The 19,053-nt window shown below is 49.4% G+C and carries 18 protein-coding genes, 1 pseudogene and 1 riboswitch; of the genes and pseudogenes, 14 read left to right on the top strand and 5 right to left on the bottom strand.

Going from position 1 to position 19,053, the window contains the following annotated elements; all coding sequences use genetic code 11:
* The first annotated feature begins 13 nt into the window (after nucleotides 1-13).
* Genes OGY72_RS10475 through OGY72_RS10465 form a run of 3 tightly spaced genes read left to right on the top strand, consistent with a single transcriptional unit; the run spans nucleotide 14 to nucleotide 2,835 of the window.
* On the top strand, nucleotides 14-1,180 hold the full coding sequence (locus tag OGY72_RS10475; protein ID WP_274605767.1) for an ABC transporter permease: 1,167 nt from the start codon (nucleotides 14-16) through the stop codon (nucleotides 1,178-1,180).
* Nucleotides 1,173-2,120 (top strand): ABC transporter ATP-binding protein, encoded by a 948-nt coding sequence (locus OGY72_RS10470; RefSeq protein ID WP_149281512.1) that lies wholly within the window; start codon nucleotides 1,173-1,175, stop codon nucleotides 2,118-2,120. Before OGY72_RS10475 ends, OGY72_RS10470 begins: the two co-directional genes overlap by 8 nt.
* Complete coding sequence (locus OGY72_RS10465) at nucleotides 2,104-2,835, top strand: ABC transporter permease (protein WP_003834464.1); 732 nt, start codon at nucleotides 2,104-2,106, stop codon at nucleotides 2,833-2,835. The genes OGY72_RS10470 and OGY72_RS10465 overlap by 17 nt, the downstream gene beginning before the upstream one ends.
* Here OGY72_RS10465 and OGY72_RS10460 read toward each other — a convergent pair.
* Entirely contained in the window at nucleotides 2,816-2,923 is a 108-nt protein-coding gene (locus OGY72_RS10460) for a protein YohO (protein ID WP_003027354.1), read from the bottom strand. The two genes, OGY72_RS10465 and OGY72_RS10460, sit on opposite strands and share 20 nt — an antisense overlap.
* A 259-nt stretch (nucleotides 2,924-3,182) precedes the next feature.
* Nucleotides 3,183-3,914, bottom strand: a complete 732-nt coding sequence (gene mlrA / locus OGY72_RS10455; protein ID WP_003027351.1) for an HTH-type transcriptional regulator MlrA — start codon at nucleotides 3,912-3,914, stop codon at nucleotides 3,183-3,185.
* Between the two features lie 225 nt (nucleotides 3,915-4,139).
* Between mlrA and OGY72_RS10450 the strand changes: the two genes are divergently transcribed.
* Genes OGY72_RS10450 through OGY72_RS10440 form a run of 3 tightly spaced genes read left to right on the top strand, consistent with a single transcriptional unit; the run spans nucleotide 4,140 to nucleotide 7,058 of the window.
* Entirely contained in the window at nucleotides 4,140-5,825 is a 1,686-nt protein-coding gene (locus OGY72_RS10450; RefSeq protein ID WP_003834458.1) for a sensor histidine kinase, read from the top strand.
* Nucleotides 5,822-6,541, top strand: a complete 720-nt coding sequence (btsR, locus tag OGY72_RS10445; RefSeq protein WP_003834456.1) for a two-component system response regulator BtsR — start codon at nucleotides 5,822-5,824, stop codon at nucleotides 6,539-6,541. The genes OGY72_RS10450 and btsR overlap by 4 nt, the downstream gene beginning before the upstream one ends.
* A gap of 46 nt (nucleotides 6,542-6,587) precedes the next feature.
* Nucleotides 6,588-7,058, top strand: a complete 471-nt coding sequence (locus OGY72_RS10440; RefSeq protein WP_003834454.1) for a YehS family protein — start codon at nucleotides 6,588-6,590, stop codon at nucleotides 7,056-7,058.
* A 43-nt stretch (nucleotides 7,059-7,101) separates the two neighbouring features.
* Here OGY72_RS10440 and OGY72_RS10435 read toward each other — a convergent pair whose 3' ends face one another.
* Nucleotides 7,102-7,560: a YehR family lipoprotein gene (locus OGY72_RS10435; RefSeq protein WP_126317696.1), complete on the bottom strand. Its 459-nt coding sequence runs from the start codon at nucleotides 7,558-7,560 to the stop codon at nucleotides 7,102-7,104.
* A 205-nt stretch (nucleotides 7,561-7,765) separates the two neighbouring features.
* The gene (metG, locus tag OGY72_RS10430) at nucleotides 7,766-9,799 is read right to left on the bottom strand and encodes a methionine--tRNA ligase (RefSeq protein ID WP_003834451.1); all 2,034 of its coding nucleotides are present in this window, start codon (nucleotides 9,797-9,799) and stop codon (nucleotides 7,766-7,768) included.
* A gap of 164 nt (nucleotides 9,800-9,963) precedes the next feature.
* On the opposite strand from metG, the gene apbC reads away from it, so the two are divergent.
* From apbC to OGY72_RS10400, 6 genes and pseudogenes are all read left to right on the top strand, one after another.
* On the top strand, nucleotides 9,964-11,073 hold the full coding sequence (gene apbC / locus OGY72_RS10425) for an iron-sulfur cluster carrier protein ApbC (protein WP_148361754.1): 1,110 nt from the start codon (nucleotides 9,964-9,966) through the stop codon (nucleotides 11,071-11,073).
* A gap of 265 nt (nucleotides 11,074-11,338) precedes the next feature.
* Nucleotides 11,339-11,623 (top strand): DUF2574 family protein, encoded by a 285-nt coding sequence (locus OGY72_RS10420; protein WP_048215929.1) that lies wholly within the window; start codon nucleotides 11,339-11,341, stop codon nucleotides 11,621-11,623.
* A 272-nt stretch (nucleotides 11,624-11,895) separates the two neighbouring features.
* Nucleotides 11,896-12,474: a fimbrial protein gene (locus OGY72_RS10415; RefSeq protein WP_148361756.1), complete on the top strand. Its 579-nt coding sequence runs from the start codon at nucleotides 11,896-11,898 to the stop codon at nucleotides 12,472-12,474.
* Nucleotides 12,475-12,537: 63 nt separating this feature from the next.
* Nucleotides 12,538-13,221: a fimbria/pilus periplasmic chaperone gene (locus OGY72_RS10410; RefSeq protein ID WP_048215930.1), complete on the top strand. Its 684-nt coding sequence runs from the start codon at nucleotides 12,538-12,540 to the stop codon at nucleotides 13,219-13,221.
* A gap of 14 nt (nucleotides 13,222-13,235) precedes the next feature.
* Nucleotides 13,236-15,721 (top strand): annotated as a pseudogene (locus OGY72_RS10405) (fimbrial biogenesis outer membrane usher protein).
* Complete coding sequence (locus OGY72_RS10400; RefSeq protein WP_131820873.1) at nucleotides 15,693-16,700, top strand: fimbrial protein; 1,008 nt, start codon at nucleotides 15,693-15,695, stop codon at nucleotides 16,698-16,700. Before OGY72_RS10405 ends, OGY72_RS10400 begins: the two are co-directional and overlap by 29 nt.
* A 52-nt stretch (nucleotides 16,701-16,752) precedes the next feature.
* On the opposite strand, the gene OGY72_RS10395 is transcribed toward OGY72_RS10400, so the two are convergent.
* Nucleotides 16,753-17,085 carry an RcnB family protein gene (locus OGY72_RS10395; protein ID WP_003834436.1) on the bottom strand — a complete coding sequence of 111 codons (333 nt, stop codon included), beginning with the start codon at nucleotides 17,083-17,085 and terminating at the stop codon, nucleotides 16,753-16,755.
* Between the two features lie 234 nt (nucleotides 17,086-17,319).
* A riboswitch (TPP riboswitch) is annotated at nucleotides 17,320-17,415 on the top strand.
* Between the two features lie 31 nt (nucleotides 17,416-17,446).
* Between OGY72_RS10395 and thiM the strand changes: the two genes are divergently transcribed.
* Both thiM and thiD read left to right on the top strand, forming a co-directional pair.
* Nucleotides 17,447-18,244 (top strand): hydroxyethylthiazole kinase, encoded by a 798-nt coding sequence (thiM, locus tag OGY72_RS10390; RefSeq protein ID WP_286547745.1) that lies wholly within the window; start codon nucleotides 17,447-17,449, stop codon nucleotides 18,242-18,244.
* Nucleotides 18,231-19,031 (top strand): bifunctional hydroxymethylpyrimidine kinase/phosphomethylpyrimidine kinase, encoded by an 801-nt coding sequence (gene thiD, locus OGY72_RS10385; protein ID WP_003844369.1) that lies wholly within the window; start codon nucleotides 18,231-18,233, stop codon nucleotides 19,029-19,031. The genes thiM and thiD overlap by 14 nt, the downstream gene beginning before the upstream one ends.
* Nucleotides 19,032-19,053 lie beyond the last annotated feature (22 nt).

Raw genomic sequence — 19,053 nt, 5'->3', positions numbered from 1 at the left:
GAGTTTGCAGCAGGTGGGTGTTTTGTCAAAGATTTCAGTTAATCGGGTGCTGTTGTTACTGGTACTTCTTACCTTCGCGGCGGCAGCGCTGCCTTTCATTAGCTATGCGCCTAATCGCCTGGTCTCTGGTGAGGGGCGCCAACTCTGGGATATCCGGCCCGACATGGCGTGGGGATTGGCAGTAGCCTGTTTGCTGCTGTTTCTTCTGTGCTTTGTACCGGGAAAGCCCGGCAATATATTGACGCTTGTTATTAGCCAGTTGCTGGTTATAGCAGCGCTGGTAACCGCAGGAACAACGGCAACGTATCTGGCCAAGACGGGAAGTCCACTGGCCAGAACCAGCCTGGGCAGCGGGTTCTGGTTGGGGCTAGGACTGATGCTGCTGGCCGCCAGTGACGCCATTCGTCGCATCACCGAACAGGCGTCATGGCGCTGGCTTTTGCACGCGCAAATGTTTATTTTTCCGCTGGTGCTTTTGTTCTCCGGCACGTTTAACGATCTTTCCCTGCTAAAAGAATATGCCAACCGTCAGGATGTCTTCAACGACGCCCTGGCACAACATCTGACAATTTTGTTCGCTACCGTGGTGCCCGCACTCGTGATTGGCGTGCCGCTGGGCATCTGGTGTGCTTTCTCTGTCGCCCGTCAGGGACCGGTATTTGCGGTACTGAATATCATCCAAACCATTCCCTCCGTCGCGCTGTTTGGCCTGTTAATTGCGCCCCTTGCCGGGTTGGTGAAGCACTTTCCCTTGCTGGGTTCACTCGGCGTCGCCGGAACCGGCCTGACGCCTGCGCTTATTGCGTTGGTGCTGTATGCGCTGTTACCGCTGGTGCGCGGCGTAGTAGCTGGATTGCATCAGGTTCCACGCGATGTGCTGGAAAGCGCCCGAGCGATGGGGATGAGCACTTTCCAGCGATTTGTCTCGGTGCAGTTTCCACTGGCGCTGCCGGTCTTCTTGCGCAGTTTGCGGGTGGTGATGGTGCAAACGGTGGGAATGGCGGTGATTGCCGCGCTGATTGGCGCAGGGGGATTTGGCGCGCTGGTCTTTCAGGGATTGCTCAGTAGCGCCGTCGATTTAGTGTTGCTGGGCGTGATCCCGGTTGTGGTACTGGCGGTATTGATTGATGCGCTGTTTGATTTAGGGCTCGCGCTGTTGAAGGTAACAAACAATGATTGAATTTCGCCATGTCAGTAAAACCTATGGTCAGCAAACAGCCGTTGACGACCTTAATCTGCGGTTGGGGGAGGGCAGCTTTTCGGTGTTAATTGGCACGTCAGGTTCCGGGAAATCCACCACGCTGAAAATGATCAATCGGCTGGTTGAACATGACAGCGGACAGATTCGCTTTGCCGGGGAAGAGATCCGCAGCCTGCCGGTGCTGGAGTTAAGGCGGCGCATGGGATACGCGATTCAGTCTATTGGCTTGTTTCCCCACTGGACCGTCGCGCAGAACATCGCCACGGTGCCGCAGCTACAAAAGTGGTCGCGTTCACGTATTGATGACCGAACAGACGAACTGATGGCGCTGCTGGGTCTTGAGGAAAGTTTGCGCCATCGTTATCCGCATCAGCTGTCTGGCGGGCAACAGCAGCGGGTCGGCGTGGCGCGAGCCTTGGCGGCAGATCCGCAGGTACTGCTGATGGATGAGCCTTTTGGCGCGCTGGATCCGGTCACCCGCGGTGCGCTGCAGCAGGAGATGACGCGTATTCATCGTCTGCTCGGGCGTACCATTGTGCTGGTGACGCATGATATCGACGAGGCGCTAAGGCTGGCGGAGCATCTGGTTCTGATGGATGCAGGAAAGGTAGTACAGCAAGGCACGCCGCTGTCGATGCTGACTGCACCGGCGAACGAATTCGTGCAAACATTCTTTGGCCGTAGTGAACTGGGCGTACGTCTGTTGTCGCTTCGCATGGTAGGGGATTTTATCCGTCGCGGTGAACACACCGCCGGTGAACCGTTGGTAGATGAAATGACGCTGCGTGATGCGTTGTCGGTGTTCGTAGCGCGCGGTTGCGACGTCTTGCCGGTCGTGACCCTGCAGGGGGTGTCCTGCGGGACGCTTCATTTTCGTGATTTGCTTTCCGAGATGCCGACCCGTGAAACGTCTTGCTGATCCGTTGTTATGGCTTATTGTCCTGTTTCTGGTCCTGTTAGTTGGGTTGCCTCATAGTCAGGCCTTGTTCAGTGCGCTATTTCCGGCGCTACCGCGTCCCGTGTATCAGCAGGAAAGTTTTGCGGTGCTGGCACTGAGCCATTTTGGCCTGGTGGGGATTTCAAGCCTGATTGCCGTACTTATTGGCACCGGGGCCGGTATAGCGGTAACCCGGCCCTGGGGCGCGGAATTCAGGCCCATGGTGGAAACCATCGCCGCCGTGGGACAGACCTTTCCGCCAGTTGCTGTGCTGGCGATCGCCGTACCGGTGATGGGATTTGGTCCTGAACCGGCAATTATCGCGTTGATCCTGTATGGCGTATTACCGATCTTGCAGGCAACGCTGGCGGGACTCGGCGGAATTTCACCCAGCGTGATGGATATTGCCAGCGGAATGGGCATGAGTCAGGGGCAGCGGCTGCGTAAAGTCGAGTTGCCGCTGGCGGCCCCGGTGATTCTGGCCGGGATTCGCACGTCGGTGATTATTAATATCGGCACCGCAACCATCGCCTCAACCGTTGGGGCGAACACGCTGGGTACGCCGATTATTATCGGGCTGAGTGGGTTCAATACCGCCTATGTGATTCAGGGGGCGCTGCTGGTCGCGCTGGCGGCGGTAATTGTTGACCGCGGGTTTGAGAAATTAGCGAGACATCTTACCCGGCACGTAAAATAAAGGTATAACCTGCCAGCATGACACCGCCGATACCGCCGATGGCCATCAGCAGGAAGAGGGTAATGACACCGATTTTAGCTGCGCTCATTATGCACTCCTTATGTGAATTCAAGGATTGTACACGTTTGTTAATAGAATATTAAGAGCCTATCTCAGTAGGTGTTATTGGCGCAGACAGTTTGAACACGGCCAGCGCGGAAGAACCGGAGCGTACACGTAGTACGTGAGGATTATTCGCTACGCTCACCCTCCGGGCCGCCCTAAAGGGCGTTCAAAACTCTCTGAGTGTTGTCTGAGCACTGCCCTGGTTCGAGATGGCAAGCAAAATAGCCCTAATGGGCCAGGCTCTAAATACCGAGTGGATAAATATCGTGACCTAACGCGCGCCATTCATTCAGCTGTTGCTGCTGAGCGGGTGTTTGGTTTTCGCCGCACCAGACAAGCAAGGTGCGACCTTCAAACAGCTCCGGTCGCAGTTGGTTCAGCGAATGGGCAAGGACGTCAATGCGCCATCCCTGCTGGCTGGCGACCCAACCTTCCAGCCATAAGCGGGTCGTATCCTGAATGTTCCAGCCAACCACCAGAGCATCTTTCCCCTGTTTCTTACGTGCTGAGGCCAGACAAATCGCGATGTAGTTGATCAGTACGCCGTCAAGGATCCCCAGTAACGCCTGCAGGATCGGCTGTTGGCATTGCAGACGTCGGCGTAACGGAATGAACAAATGAGTGTTGAGCGTTTGTGCGGGATAATCCTGGCCACGCTCTTTGATCCATAGTCTGAGGCTATGCAGATTATTACTTTGCAAATAGCTCAACAGCGTCTCTTGTTGTTCACGCCAACCGTTATGCACATCAATGCTCTCATTGCTGAGCAACATTTTAACCTTACTTACCTGGACACCGTTGTTTATCCAGCGTTTTATCTCGCGGATCCGGTCAATATCCGCATCGTTAAACAGGCGATGCCCGCCGTCTGTCCGCTGCGGTTTAAGTAATCCGTAACGCCTCTGCCACGCGCGTAAAGTGACAGGGTTGATATCACAAAGCAAAGCCACTTCACCTATTGTGTAAAGCGCCATCGTCGTCTCACTCTTGCTCGCGAGGTCCCAGTTTTACTTTAGACGCTCTTTTGCGAACCAGGTAGTTTTGTCTGTTTTTTGATCTATGAATGGGTGAATTTGTAACCATGCTCGCGCTTTCGAGTGATCATTCTCACAAATTCGTCTTTTTTTGCAACACTTCAAAGAAAGTTACACGCAGCCCATGTATGTTACGCGCTTTTAAGTGATGTGTGGTTGGCGGGTATGTACGAGTTTAATCTGGTGTTGCTGCTGCTTCAGCAGATGTGTGTGTTCCTCGTTATCGCGTGGCTCATGAGCAAAACGCGTTTGTTTATCCCGCTGATGCAGGTGACTATCCGACTCCCGCATAAACTGCTTTGCTATGTTACTTTTTCCATTTTCTGCATTTTAGGCACCTATTTCGGGCTGCATATCGATGACTCTATTGCTAACACTCGCGCTATTGGCGCGGTGATGGGCGGGCTGCTTGGCGGCCCGGTGGTCGGTGGCTTAGTTGGTCTTACCGGCGGTTTGCATCGTTATTCTATGGGTGGGATGACAGCGCTTAGCTGCATGATCTCGACCATTGTGGAAGGGTTGCTCGGCGGGCTGGTGCACAGCGTGCTCACCCGTCGTGGTCGTACCGATAAAGTCTTTAGTCCGCTGACTGCGGGGGCGATTACCTTTGTCGCCGAACTGGTGCAGATGCTGATCATCTTATTAATTGCCCGTCCGTTTGACGATGCGTTTCGGTTGGTCAGCAATATTGCCGCACCTATGATGGTAACCAATACCGTGGGCGCCGCCTTGTTTATGCGTATTTTGCTCGATAAACGGGCGATGTTTGAAAAATATACCTCCGCTTTTTCCGCCACAGCACTCAAAGTTGCCGCCTCAACGGAAGGTATTTTACGCCAGGGGTTCAACGAGGTTAACAGCATGAAGGTTGCTCAGGTGCTGTATGAAGAGCTGGATATCGGTGCGGTGGCGATTACCGATCGTGAGAAACTGCTGGCATTTACCGGTATTGGTGACGATCACCATCTACCCGGAAAACCTATTTCATCGTCATATACCCAACGCGCGATTGAAACCGGAGAGGTGGTGTATGCCGATGGGAATGAAGTTCCTTACCGTTGCTCTTTGCACCCGCAATGCAAATTAGGCTCGACGCTGGTGATCCCTCTGCGAGGTGAAAACCAGCGGGTAATGGGGACCATCAAACTGTATGAAGCCAAAAACCGCCTCTTTAGTTCGATCAACCGTACGCTGGGGGAAGGGATCGCCCAACTGCTTTCGGCACAGATTCTGGCCGGGCAGTATGAGCGGCAAAAAGCGATGCTCACGCAGTCGGAAATAAAACTCCTGCACGCCCAGGTCAATCCCCATTTTCTGTTTAATGCACTTAACACCATCAAAGCTGTGATCCGACGCGATAGCGAGCAGGCCAGCCAACTGGTGCAGTATCTGTCGACGTTCTTTCGTAAAAATTTAAAACGCCCGTCGGAAATTGTGACGCTGGCCGATGAAATTGAACACGTTAATGCTTATCTGCAAATTGAAAAGGCACGATTCCAGTCGCGTCTTCAGGTGACCTTGACGGTGCCAGAAGAACTTTCGCATCAGCAATTACCCGCCTTTACTCTGCAGCCCATCGTGGAGAATGCCATCAAACACGGCACTTCTCAGTTACTGGATACCGGTGAAGTATCGATTACCGCCCGTCGCGAAGGGCAATATCTGATGCTGGATATTGAAGACAATGCTGGGCTGTATCAGCCAACCTCAGAAGCCAGTGGACTGGGTATGAATCTGGTCGATAAACGACTGCGCGAGCGGTTTGGCGATGATTTTGGCATCAGCGTAGCGTGTGAACCTGACCGCTTTACCCGAATCACTTTACGACTTCCTCTGGAGGAACTGGCATGATCAAAGTGCTGATTGTCGATGACGAACCGTTAGCCCGGGAGAATCTGCGGATCCTGTTGCAAGAGCAAAGCGACATCGAGATTGTCGGTGAATGTTCGAATGCGGTGGAAGCCATTGGCGCGGTGCATAAATTACGTCCGGATGTTCTGTTCCTTGATATTCAGATGCCGCGAATCAGCGGCCTGGAAATGGTTGGTATGCTTGATCCTGAGCATCGTCCATACATTGTTTTTCTGACCGCCTTTGATGAGTATGCGGTGAAAGCCTTCGAAGAACATGCGTTTGATTATCTGCTCAAGCCGATTGAAGAAACACGGCTGGAAAAAACGCTGATCCGTTTGCGTCAGGAGCGCACCAAGCAGGATGTATCACTGCTGCCAGAAAATCAGCAGGCACTGAAGTTTATTCCGTGCAGCGGCCATAGTCGGATTTATTTGCTGCAAATGGATGATGTGGCGTTTATCAGCAGTCGCATGAGTGGTGTGTATGTGACGAGCAGCGATGGTAAAGAAGGCTTCACTGAGTTGACGCTCAGGACGCTGGAGAGCCGTACTCCTCTGCTGCGTTGTCATCGGCAATATCTGGTGAATATGGCGCAATTGCAGGAGATCCGTCTGGAAGACAACGGTCAGGCGGAACTGATTTTGCGTAACGGACTGACCGTTCCGGTGAGTCGTCGTTATCTTAAAAGTCTAAAAGAGGCGATTGGACTGTAAAACTGATACACTGCGCGCCATTGCATCACCGACAGTTGAAGGCTCTATGCTAAGTAACGATATTCTTCGTAGCCTGCGCTACACCCTAAAAGCGAACAATAACGACATGGTGCGTATTCTTGCGCTCGCTGACATGGAATCCACCTCCGCAGGTTTCGATACCTGGATGACAAAAGAAGATGAGGCAGGGTTTGTTCGTTGCCCGGATATCATTCTCTCCGGTTTTTTAAACGGCCTGATTTATCATCTGCGTGGTAAAGATGATTCTGCACCGGAACTGGCGCTGGAGCGTCGTGTTAATAACAATACGGTGCTGAAAAAGCTGCGTATCGCTTTTTCGCTGAAAACCGACGATATTCTGGCTATTATGACCGAGCAGAAATTCCGTGTGTCGATGCCGGAAATTACCGCCATGATGCGTGCACCTGATCATAAGAACTATCGCGAATGCGGCGATCAGTTCCTGCGTTATTTTCTGCGTGGTTTGACATCACGGGTACATAACGCGAAGCCATAAAGAAAAAATGGGCGACGCCGATTAACATCGGGTCGCCGATGGTTTACTTCACTTCTTTAAAACCCGCCGATTCCATTACCGTTTGCATTTGCTTCATGCTGATGTTTTTATCGGCGTTTTCAGATAGCTTCATCCCTGAAATAGCCTGCAACGCTTTTATATCAACTTTTTCCATATCGATAGTGACATTTTCTTGCGCGTAGGTATCTGAATAGGTGAGTTTTTCTTCTATGCCAGTAATGTTTTGATATTTGGCGCTTAATGCGTCGAATACTTTTGCTGCCTCCTCTTTATTGCTGGCACCGACTGACGCATAGCTAATTTTACTTTCGGAGATTTGCTTCAGGACTTTATCACCTTTATAGGTGTAAGAGACGGTGATATCAGAACCATTAAGGTTGGCATTGAATGTTTTTGTCTCTTCTTCATCACCACATCCCGCCAGGGAAAAAACCACAATCGATGCCACGGCGAGAAAAAATAATTTTTGTAACGCTTTCATGTAAAACTCCATTTCATGAATATCGGATGTTAAATAATAACGTCCACGAATCTGGTGAGCTCAGACTACCTTGATACCAGAGCAGTATAGAATAAATCTAATATTAACAACGAAGCAGTCCGAAAATGGAGCAGGGGTTGAGATTAGAGGAAGCACTTGCGTAGCAAAAAAAAGCGCTGCAGTTGCAGCGCTTGAGATGTTTGATTTACTTCACCTGTTGGCCTGGTTTTGCACCTTCATCCGGGCTTAACAGGAAGATATCTTTCCCGCCAGGACCTGCGGCCATCACCATCCCTTCGGAAATGCCGAAGCGCATCTTACGAGGAGCCAGGTTGGCAACCATAATGGTCTGGCGGCCAATCAGGACCTGCGGATCTGGATACGCAGAACGAATACCAGAGAAGACGTTACGTTTCTCACCACCGAGATCCAGCGTCAGACGCAGCAGTTTGTCGGAACCTTCCACGAACTCGGCGTTTTCAATCAGCGCTACGCGCAGGTCAACTTTGGCGAAATCGTCAAAGGTGATGGTTTCCTGAATCGGGTCATCAGCCAGCGGGCCGGTAACCGGTGCAGCTGCTGCTTTCACTTCTTCTTTCGACGCTTCAACCAGCGCTTCAACTTGTTTCATGTCGATACGATTGTAGAGCGCTTTAAAGGTGTTGACCTTGTGGCCGAGCAGTGGCTGCTCAATGGCATCCCAGCTCAGTTCGCTGTTCAGGAAAGCTTCAACACGTTCAGCAAGCGTTGGCAGAACCGGTTTCAGGTAGGTCATCAGCACGCGGAACAGGTTGATACCCATAGAGCAGATCGCCTGCAGGTCGGCATCGCGGCCTTCCTGTTTAGCCACGACCCACGGTGCCTGTTCGTCAACGTAGCGGTTTGCCACGTCGGCTAGCGCCATGATTTCACGGATCGCTTTACCAAATTCGCGGCTTTCCCATGCTTCGCCAATCACCGCTGCGGCGTCGGTGAAGGTTTTATACAGCGCCGGGTCGGCCAGCTCAGCCGCCAGAACGCCGTCAAAACGCTTAGCAATAAAGCCGGCGTTACGGGATGCCAGGTTGACTACTTTGTTGACGATATCGGCGTTAACGCGCTGGACAAAGTCTTCCAGGTTCAGGTCGATGTCATCAATACGTGAAGAAAGCTTCGCGGTGTAGTAGTAGCGCAGGCTGTCGGCATCGAAGTGCTTCAGCCAGGTGCTGGCCTTAATGAAGGTGCCGCGAGATTTGGACATCTTCGCGCCGTTCACCGTCACATAACCGTGTACAAACAGGTTGGTCGGCTTACGGAAGTTGCTGCCTTCCAGCATGGCAGGCCAGAACAGGCTGTGGAAGTAAACGATATCTTTACCGATGAAGTGATACAGCTCGGCGTCGGAATCTTTCTTCCAGTATTCGTCAAAACTGGTGGTGTCACCGCGCTTATCGCACAGGTTTTTGAATGAACCCATATAGCCAATTGGCGCGTCCAGCCAGACATAGAAGTACTTGCCAGGCGCATTCGGGATTTCAAAACCGAAGTACGGGGAATCGCGAGAGATATCCCACTGTTGCAGGCCGGATTCGAACCATTCCTGCATTTTGTTGGCGACCTGCTCCTGTAACGCGCCGCTGCGTGTCCACGCCTGCAGCATTTCGCTGAATGACGGCAGATCAAAGAAGAAGTGTTCGGAGTCACGCATCACCGGCGTTGCGCCAGACACGACGGATTTCGGCTCGATAAGTTCGGTCGGGCTGTAGGTTGCGCCGCAGACTTCACAGTTATCGCCGTACTGATCCGGAGACTTACATTTCGGGCAGGTGCCTTTAACGAAACGGTCCGGCAAGAACATGCCTTTTTCCGGATCGTAAAGCTGGGAGATTGTGCGGTTCTTAATAAAACCGTTCTCCTTCAGGCGAGTATAAATCAGCTCAGACAACTCACGGTTCTCTTCGCTGTGCGTCGAGTGGTAGTTGTCGTAGCTGATGTCAAAACCTGCAAAATCAGTCTGATGCTCCTGACTCATTTCACCGATCATCTGCTCTGGCGTGATCCCAAGCTGCTGTGCTTTCAGCATGATTGGCGTACCGTGTGCGTCGTCCGCGCAGATGAAGTTAACCTGGTGGCCGCGCATTCGCTGGTAACGGACCCAGACATCAGCCTGGATGTGCTCCAGCATATGGCCGAGGTGGATTGAGCCGTTGGCGTACGGCAGCGCGCACGTTACCAGAATTTTCTTCGCGACTTGAGTCATAGTGGGCAATTACTTCTTTTGTAGTGAAAAGGGCTTTGATAGTACCAAAATGGTAATTACTGCGCCAAGCGATAAGGGCATTTATCCGTAAATGAATAATTGTTGCGGTTGGAGTAAACTACCTGGTGACTATCGTATTTTCAGAACAACAAAAAGGAGTCGGGATGAACGCACAATCCCAGGCCAAATCACCAGAGACCCTGCGCGCCATGGTTGCCGGGACGCTGGCGAATTTTCAGCATTCAACCCTGAAGCATAATCTGACGACGCTTAAAGCGTTGCACCACGTCGCCTGGATGGATGACACGTTGCACGTTGAGCTGGTCATGCCGTTTGTCTGGCATAGCGCGTTTGAGGACTTAAAAGAGCAATGTAGCGCCGATCTGCTGCGTATTACCGGTGCGAAAGCGATCGACTGGAAACTGTCGCATAACATCGCGACGCTGAAACGCGTGAAAAACCAGCCGGGTATTAATGGTGTGAAAAACATCATCGCCGTCAGTTCAGGTAAAGGTGGCGTGGGTAAATCCTCTACCGCCGTGAACCTGGCGCTGGCGCTGGCTGCAGAAGGGGCGAAGGTAGGGATTCTGGACGCCGATATTTATGGTCCGTCTATCCCGACAATGCTTGGCGCGGAAAACCAGCGTCCAACCTCGCCAGATGGTACCCACATGGCACCGATCATGTCTCATGGTCTGGCAACGAACTCCATTGGTTATCTGGTCACTGACGATAACGCGATGGTATGGCGCGGCCCGATGGCCAGCAAAGCGCTGCTGCAGATGTTGCAGGAAACTTTATGGCCGGATCTTGATTATCTGGTACTGGATATGCCGCCGGGCACCGGTGACATCCAGCTGACGCTGGCGCAGAACATTCCGGTAACGGGCGCGGTTGTTGTCACTACGCCGCAGGATATCGCGCTGATCGATGCGAAAAAGGGCATCGTGATGTTCGAAAAAGTCGAAGTGCCGGTACTGGGTGTTGTTGAGAATATGAGTATGCATATTTGCAGCAACTGCGGTCACCATGAACCGATCTTCGGTACCGGTGGGGCACAGAAGTTGGCCGAGCAGTATCACACTCAACTGCTGGGACAGATGCCGCTGCATATTTCTCTGCGTGAGGACCTCGATCGTGGTACGCCGACGGTGATTAGCCGTCCTGATAGCGAATTTACTGCTATTTACCGCGATCTGGCAGGACGAGTGGCTGCACAGCTCTACTGGCAGGGAGAGGTTATTCCGGGCGAGATTGCCTTCCGCGCGGTGTAATTTATTGCGTTACATATATTCACCGCATCAATATGTTATTGATGCGGTGAATATATTAAATTTAAAAATCTTACGACATTGTTCATTCTGCGTTTATAATTCATGCCTTTTTCCGAATAAATCACCTCAATGCATCATTACAATTGATCAAATCTATCCCATTAATCTACAATTTCAATTGGTTCAAATAGGGGAGTTAACTGATAATACTCAGTGCAGGCGGCTTGTACGCTGTTTCCCAACCATTACAGGAATAATGAACACAATGAAGAAAAGTTTATTCTTGGGAGTTATTACTCTGGCTTATGGAATGAGTTTGCAGGCTTTGGCTTCTGATACAATCGATGGAAAGTTAACAATCATCGGGCATGTTGTTGAGTCCACCTGCCATATCGATATGACAGGTGGCGAGCCTCAAAATGATTGCCAGGCAGATGCGGTTCGATTGACGGTTGGAAGCGACAAACCAAACTACCGGGGTGTCAATACGCAACGTGTGATGTTACCGGGTGATACGACACGGCAAATAGTGCTCAATACCTACGATTAATGACCTCAGAATGAATCTTGTCAAACGGCAGTTTTACCCAGCGTAATACTGCCGCCTCTTTAATTTTCCCTTCTATTACATTTACTTTCCGTTATTTATTATTATCGTGAATTACTTAAATAAGTATTATCTTATGCTTAAATAATGCTTAGTGAAATTTGCGTTAAATCAAATAAAACATCATTTCACATTGCGTCAAAATTATTCTCGTGACATTTTGATTTCGAAGTTGTTAAAAGGATGTGTTTATTAAAATTAATAAGGAATGACCTATGAAAAGATCCATTATTTCTTTGGCGATGTTACCATTTTTATCTGTCGGTATGGCACATGCTGCTGAAATTACTGATGAGGGACAGTTAATCATTCAAGCGACAGTAGAAGGGTCATCTTGTCATTTTAATTCCAATGGTGGTGACTCTGCAATTATTGACATGGGTACAATTTCAACTTCTGATGTGTATAAAATTGGTATCGGCGCTGTTAGCAGTACAAAAGTGTGGAATACCGATGCAGATTCAATTGAAATTATTTGTCCGTCTACGGTAGAGTTGAAAAATATTACCTTTTCACCAACTAAATTCTCGGAATATCCGGGATTATTACAGGATGATGGTGGCGATACTACCGGCGTAGGGTTCGCTGTTGATTTTTATAACACCGCCACGAGTTTCGTTAATATCAACAAGAACGACCAGGTTGTGGATGTTAGCGAGTTGAAAGGTGAGTCCATTGGAAATGAAGGTGTCAAGTACACCTTGAAATTTGATGCGCGATGGGCGCGACTGGCTCAGGTTGTTAAAGCTGGCGATGTAAAATCTACGATAAAATTTACTGTTGAAACTGATTAATTCTAAATGGCTATATTGTCGGGATGACTCGACAATATAGCGCTATCAATAAGGTAGTGTATTATGAAACGGATTTTACTTTCAGGCCTGATAGCACTGACGCTCCCGGCACACGCTGATATCGTGATTTATGGCACCCGTGTTATTTATCCGGCTGATCAAAAAGAAATTGTCGTTCAGTTGATGAATGAGAGTACCAGGGCATCACTGGTACAATCCTGGATTGATGATGGCGATACTACATTACCTCCGGAAAAAATAGATGTACCATTTTTGCTGACTCCGCCGGTTATCCGTGTTAAAGGTAATTCAGGTCAGCAAATAAAAATCAAAAAAATCGCCAATAACTTACCAAATGATAAAGAAAGTCTTTTTTATTTTAATGTGCTGGATATACCCCCAAATACAAATAATCAAGATGGGAAGAATACGCTAAAATTTGCCATGCAGAACAGATTAAAAATGCTGTACCGACCTAAGGGTATTGAGTCGGTCACACAAAATAGCATTAAAAAGTTAAGTTTTTCTCGCGGCAATGGCGGGTTAAATTTAAATAATGCTACTGCGAACTGGATTACCATCCCCAAGATTGAAGCGAACAAAGTTCAGTTAAATGGTAAAACTATTTTATTGCCACCATTATCCAGTCAACTTCTCCAACTGAGAAACAATGGCAGCAATCAGTATGTTGTGACTATTATTGATGATCGCGGTAATTATGTTAGCGATACGATCAGAGTTAAATAATATGAGGTGTGGCCATGTTAAGGATAACTCCACTTGCTTCCGCGATATTTTTTCTGTTGTTCTCGGGTCAACTATTTGCTGAAGAAGAAACATTTGATACCCATTTTATGATGGGGGGATTAAAGGGTGAAAAGGTCAGTGACTTTAGATTTGATGGTGAAAAACCGATTTCCGGAACCTATGATCTAGATATTTATCTTAACAACCAATGGCGTGGGAAATATGAATTGAATGTCAAAGATGAACCTGATGACACGTGTTTGACGTGGGATCTCGTTCATCGTCTTGGGATTAAGTCTGAAGGGATTAAAGTCGATAAAGATGCACAATGTGTACCTTTAAAAACTGCACTTCAGGGGGGGGGGCGACTTTTGATGTGAGCCGATTTCGCCTTGATCTCAATGTCCCGCAGGCTTTCGTCAATGAACTTGAATACGGTTACGTCGAGCCTGAAAACTGGGATCGGGGGATTAATGCGCTGTATACGTCCTATTATGTGAGCCAATACTATAGCGATTATAAAGACTCCGGTAACAGTAAAAATACTTTTGCTCGTTTTAATAGCGGATTGAATTTATTAGGTTGGCAACTACATTCTGATGCCAGTTACAATAAGACTGATGATAGTAATGGTGAGTGGAAGAGTAATACTCTCTATTTGGAGCGCGGGATCCCGGAAATTTTGGGCACATTGCGCGCGGGCGATATGTACACATCATCAGATATTTTTGATACCGTGCGGTTTCGCGGGGTACGCTTATATCGTGATATGCAGATGCTCCCAAACTCAAAACAGAATTTTACGCCGTTAGTTCAAGGGATTGCACAAAGTAATGCCCTTGTCACTATTGAACAAAATGGTTTTGTTGTCTATCAAAAAGAGGTACCGCCGGGCCCCTTCTCGATTGCTGATTTACAGTTAGCTGGTGGGGGCGCAGATCTTGACGTGAGTGTAAAGGAAGCGGATGGAACGGTTACGACCTATCTGGTTCCTTATTCCTCCGTACCCAATATGTTGCAGCCTGGCGTGTCAAAGTATGATTTTGTCGCGGGTCGCAGCCATATTGAAGGTGCCAGCAACCAAAGTGATTTCGTTCAGGCCAGTTATCAGTATGGCTTTAATAATCTATTAACGCTGTATGGCGGCACAATGCTAGGGGATAACTATAATGCCTTTACGCTGGGAACAGGCTGGAATACGCGCATTGGCGCTGTTTCTTTTGACGCCACGCAGTCACATAGTAAACAGGATAATGGTGACGTTTTTGATGACCAGAGTTACCAGGTTGCGTGGAATAAATATCTTACGCAGACAGGGACGCGATTTGGTTTAGCGGCATACCGATATTCTTCTCGTGACTATCGTACATTTAACGATCACGTATGGGCGAATAATAAAAACAGTTATCATCGTGATGAAAATGATGTCTACGATATTGCTGATTATTATCAGTATGATTTCGGTCGTAAAAACAGTTTTACAGCCAACATCAATCAATCGCTTCCTGAGGGGTGGGGATCCGTATCATTAAGCACATTATGGCGTGACTACTGGGGACGTAGCGGTAGTAATAAAGATTATCAACTGAGCTACACCAATAGTTGGCAACGGATTAGCTATACGCTTTCAGCTAGCCAAACCTACGATGAAGATCATAATGAAGATAAACGTTTCAACATCTTTATCTCCATACCCTTTAACTGGGGAGATGGTATATCCTCGCCACGGCGACAGGTATATCTCTCTAACTCGACCACATTTGATGATGATGGTTTTGCATCAAATAATACCGGTATTAGTGGGATCGCAGGCGATCGCGATCAATTTAACTATGGTGTAAACCTGAGCCATCAACGACAAGACAGCGAAACCAGCGCAGGGGCAAATGTGACGTGGCGTGCTCCTGTTGCAACGGTTAACGGTAGTTATAGTCAATCCACAAAATATAAACAAAGCAGTGGCAGTATCTCCGGTGGGATTGTGGCATGGGCTGGCGGTATAAACCTGGCAAACCACCTTTCTGAGACTTTCGCCATCGTAGACGCCCCCGGACTTGAAGGCGCTTATATCAATGGGCAGAAATATCGGGAGACAAACAGTAAAGGTACGGTGGTATATGATGGTATGAGTGCATACCGTGAGAATATGCTGACACTGGATGTCTCTAATACCAATAGCGAAACAGAATTACAGGGTAACCGTAAAAGTGTTGCTCCATATCGTGGGGCAGTGGTCAAAGCGCAATTTGATACCGACCAGCGTAAACCCTGGTACTTTAAAGCATTGCGCTCGGATGGATCACCATTAACCTTTGGTTATGAGGTCGAAAGCGAACAGGGCGAAAACATTGGTCTGGTTGGGCAAGGCAGTATGTTGTTTATTCGTACTAATGACGTGCCTGCAAAAATCAAAGTTGCCATTGATAAACAACAAGGACGTTACTGCACAATCTCCTTCAATCAGGAAATTGATGCCAGTAAGACATACTCATGCCAGTAAAAGGATAATGATGATGAGATGGATACTGTTAACGGTATTAACATTATGCTCTTTTTGGGCACAGGCTGATAAATGTGATTTTGTTCCTCCACCAAATATTACGGGAGCATATTCTTTCACCCCAGATGCGATGTCCGGTGTACTTGATGGTGGTGTTTTTGCTTCTGGCCAGGATGGCACTGTTGTACTGGACTGTAAGTCACAGGAGAAGGCATGGTTGAAGGCCGCAATGGCCATCTTGCATAGCAGTGAATATGCTTTTAAGGTAGGCAGTAAATATTACATTGTTTCCTTTTCTGTGAGTTATCAAGCAAAGGATATTGTTGCAAATAAAGCAAAGTATACATTGTCAGATTTTTTTGATATGGCGGGTTTAGTTCTGAACTATTCAATTGTTGAGGCCCCAGACCGCGGGGCCGCAACGATCATCGCCCCTGGTGCGACGATCCCTCTCGTTACTGAGTTGAGCCTTGAATACTGTCAGGGAAATGAGAATAACTGTAGTTCAAAAAAATTAAATTATAATTTAAATGTCACGATTATGGTCGATATCACAACCTGCTATTTTGGTAATCAGGAAATTGATCTGGGAAGGATAAATATTAATGATCTTGATAAGAAAAAATTTGAGCTTCACCCGGTAATATTCACCTGTCAGGCCAGTGGGGCTGGGAATCTGAAGTTTACACCTGATAATCTGTTATTTTATTTTGAACCGATGAGTCCATTGGCGGAGGATTCAATGACCCTGACCAACGATTATGGTACTGCGGCGAATAGCGCAGGGTCGGTAGGATTTCAGTTATCAATGGACGGTTCAACGAGTATTGGTTATGGCAGAAGTAACCTGTATCGATCTGGCGATGTGAAAGCGAATATAGTACCAATCAATATTTACGCCCGCACCAGAACGTATGCAGGGAAAGTCACTGCGGGAGAAACAATGAGTCGGGTAAAGGTCGTTATTGACTATAATTAAAAAGTAAGTAAAGCAAGAAATTTACGCACCCAACTATACTGGGTGCGTTTTTTTACCGATGATAAAAAATCTCGCCGTCGTAGGCTTTAATGATCTTAGCATCGGCATCGTTGACCAGCACATATGCGCCGCCCATGTAGGTCCAGTGGGTGCCTGCCGTCGGCGCGGGCAGGTTGCGCAGATTCCACTGTTTAATGGTGTATTCTTCGGTGAGATACAGTGGTGGAACCTTGTCACCGGGTTTGAAATGGGTGAAGTCAGCAATAAAGCTGCTCAGTTCATACTTATCGATACCGGTGGGGGCAGCTGTTGCAGCTGGTGCGGCCCAGACGACGCTGCTTGCAAGCAGAAGTGCACCCAGCAACATTTTATTCTTCATACCCATCCTCTCTACCTCTTCGGGTCATCAAAATCAGTCATGTATCATTCCTGGCATACCGGATGTCTGACAAGCACTATTTTGTGATCACTCCAGTCATTTCGTAAAAAGTGTAAATGAAAGTACAGAATTGCAGCAACCTTGACCAGTAGTTTCACTGCGGGAGTGGGGAGTGCGCCAATTTACATCGTTAAGCACAGGCAGTATCCTGTTACTGAAACCAGCATATTACGTTTGTGTTTCAACGACTCGGGGTGCCCTTCTGGTGAAGGCTGAGAAATACCCGTACCACCTGATCTGGATAATGCCAGCGTAGGGAAGTCTGACACTGCTCGTGTCCCTTCTTCGCGCGGGCAGGAGCTGAACCATGCAGCCTGACCTGCACAGCCGCGCACTCGCGGCTCACACTTTGCACCAATTTAGAACCTTATCCCCGCTCACACACTGTATGACCAATGAGGTCGTGCAAAGCTTTACTGCCAATACATTACTGGCGCTGGGCGCATCGCCTGCGATGGTGATCGAGCCTGAGGAAGCCAGCCAATTCGCCGCTATTGCCTGTGCATTGCTGGTTAATGTCGGCACCTTAACTCGGGAACGGGCCGCGGCGATGCGTGCCGCAGTTAAGCAGGCTCATCATGCTAAAACCCCGTGGACGCTCGATCCCGTTGCCGTAGGTGCGCTTGAGTTTCGCCGCCGCTTCTGCCTGGAATTATTGTCACTACAGCCTGCTGCTATTCGTGGCAACGCTTCGGAAATACTTGCTCTGGCCGGCATGAACGGTGGTGGACGCGGCGTGGATACAACCGATACGGCTGTCGCTGCGCTTCCGGCAGCGCAGGCGCTGGCTCGTCAGGTTGGGACCATTGTCGTTGTTACCGGCGAAGTGGATTACGTCACCGATGGTCAGCGTACCGTCCGCGTTGACGGTGGTGACCCGTTGATGACTCGCGTGGTGGGCACCGGATGTGCTCTTTCAGCGGTTGTTGCGGCCAGTTGTGCCTTGTGTGGTGACCGACTTGATAACGTCGCCTCCGCCTGTAGTTGGATGAAACAGGCCGGGCAAATCGCCACCGAGCAATCAAACGGACCGGGCAGCTTTGTCCCGGCATTTCTCGACGCCCTCTATAACCTGAACGCCAGGAGCAAGCATGAAACGGATTAACGCATTAACGATCGCCGGAACCGACCCAAGCGGTGGCGCGGGTATTCAGGCTGATTTAAAAACCTTCTCGGCGCTGGGTGCTTACGGCTGTTCGGTTATCACGGCGTTGGTGGCGCAAAATACGCGCGGGGTGCAGTCGGTGTATCGTATTGAACCTGATTTTGTCGCCGCGCAGCTGGATTCGGTGTTGAGTGATGTGCGTATTGATACGACTAAAATCGGTATGTTGGCGGAGACGGACATTGTCGAAGCTGTCGCCGAACGTTTACGTCGCCATCGGGTACAAAATGTGGTGCTGGACACGGTGATGTTGGCGAAAAGCGGCGATCCGTTGCTGTCTCCCTCGGCGGTAGAAACGCTGCGTACCCGTTTGCTGCCGCAGGTTTCGATTATCACCCCTAATTTACCGGAAGCGGCGGCGTTGCTCGGGGCATCGCATGCGCAGACTGAGCAGGAGATGTTAGAGCAGGGAAGGGCGCTACGGGCGTTGGGCTGCGAGGCGGTGTTGATGAAGGGCGGTCATCTGGATGATGCACAAAGCCCCGACTGGCTCTTTACTCGCGATGGTGAGCAGCGTTTTACCGCACCAAGGGTGATGACCAAAAATACCCATGGCACCGGTTGTACGCTATCGGCGGCGTTGGCAGCCCTGCGTCCGCGCCATAACAACTGGGCCGATACCGTACAGGAAGCCAAACTGTGGCTTTCAGCGGCGCTGGCACAGGCCGACACGCTGGAAGTTGGCGAAGGAATCGGTCCGGTCCATCATTTCCACGCGTGGTGGTAATGGGTATACTGGCTGCAGAAAC

This window comes from Citrobacter sp. Cpo221 (genome assembly GCF_030332345.1).
GTDB classification, from domain to species: domain Bacteria; phylum Pseudomonadota; class Gammaproteobacteria; order Enterobacterales; family Enterobacteriaceae; genus Citrobacter; species Citrobacter portucalensis.
Note: the sequence above shows the minus strand (reverse complement) of the source record. Positions and strands in the feature narration are given on the sequence as shown.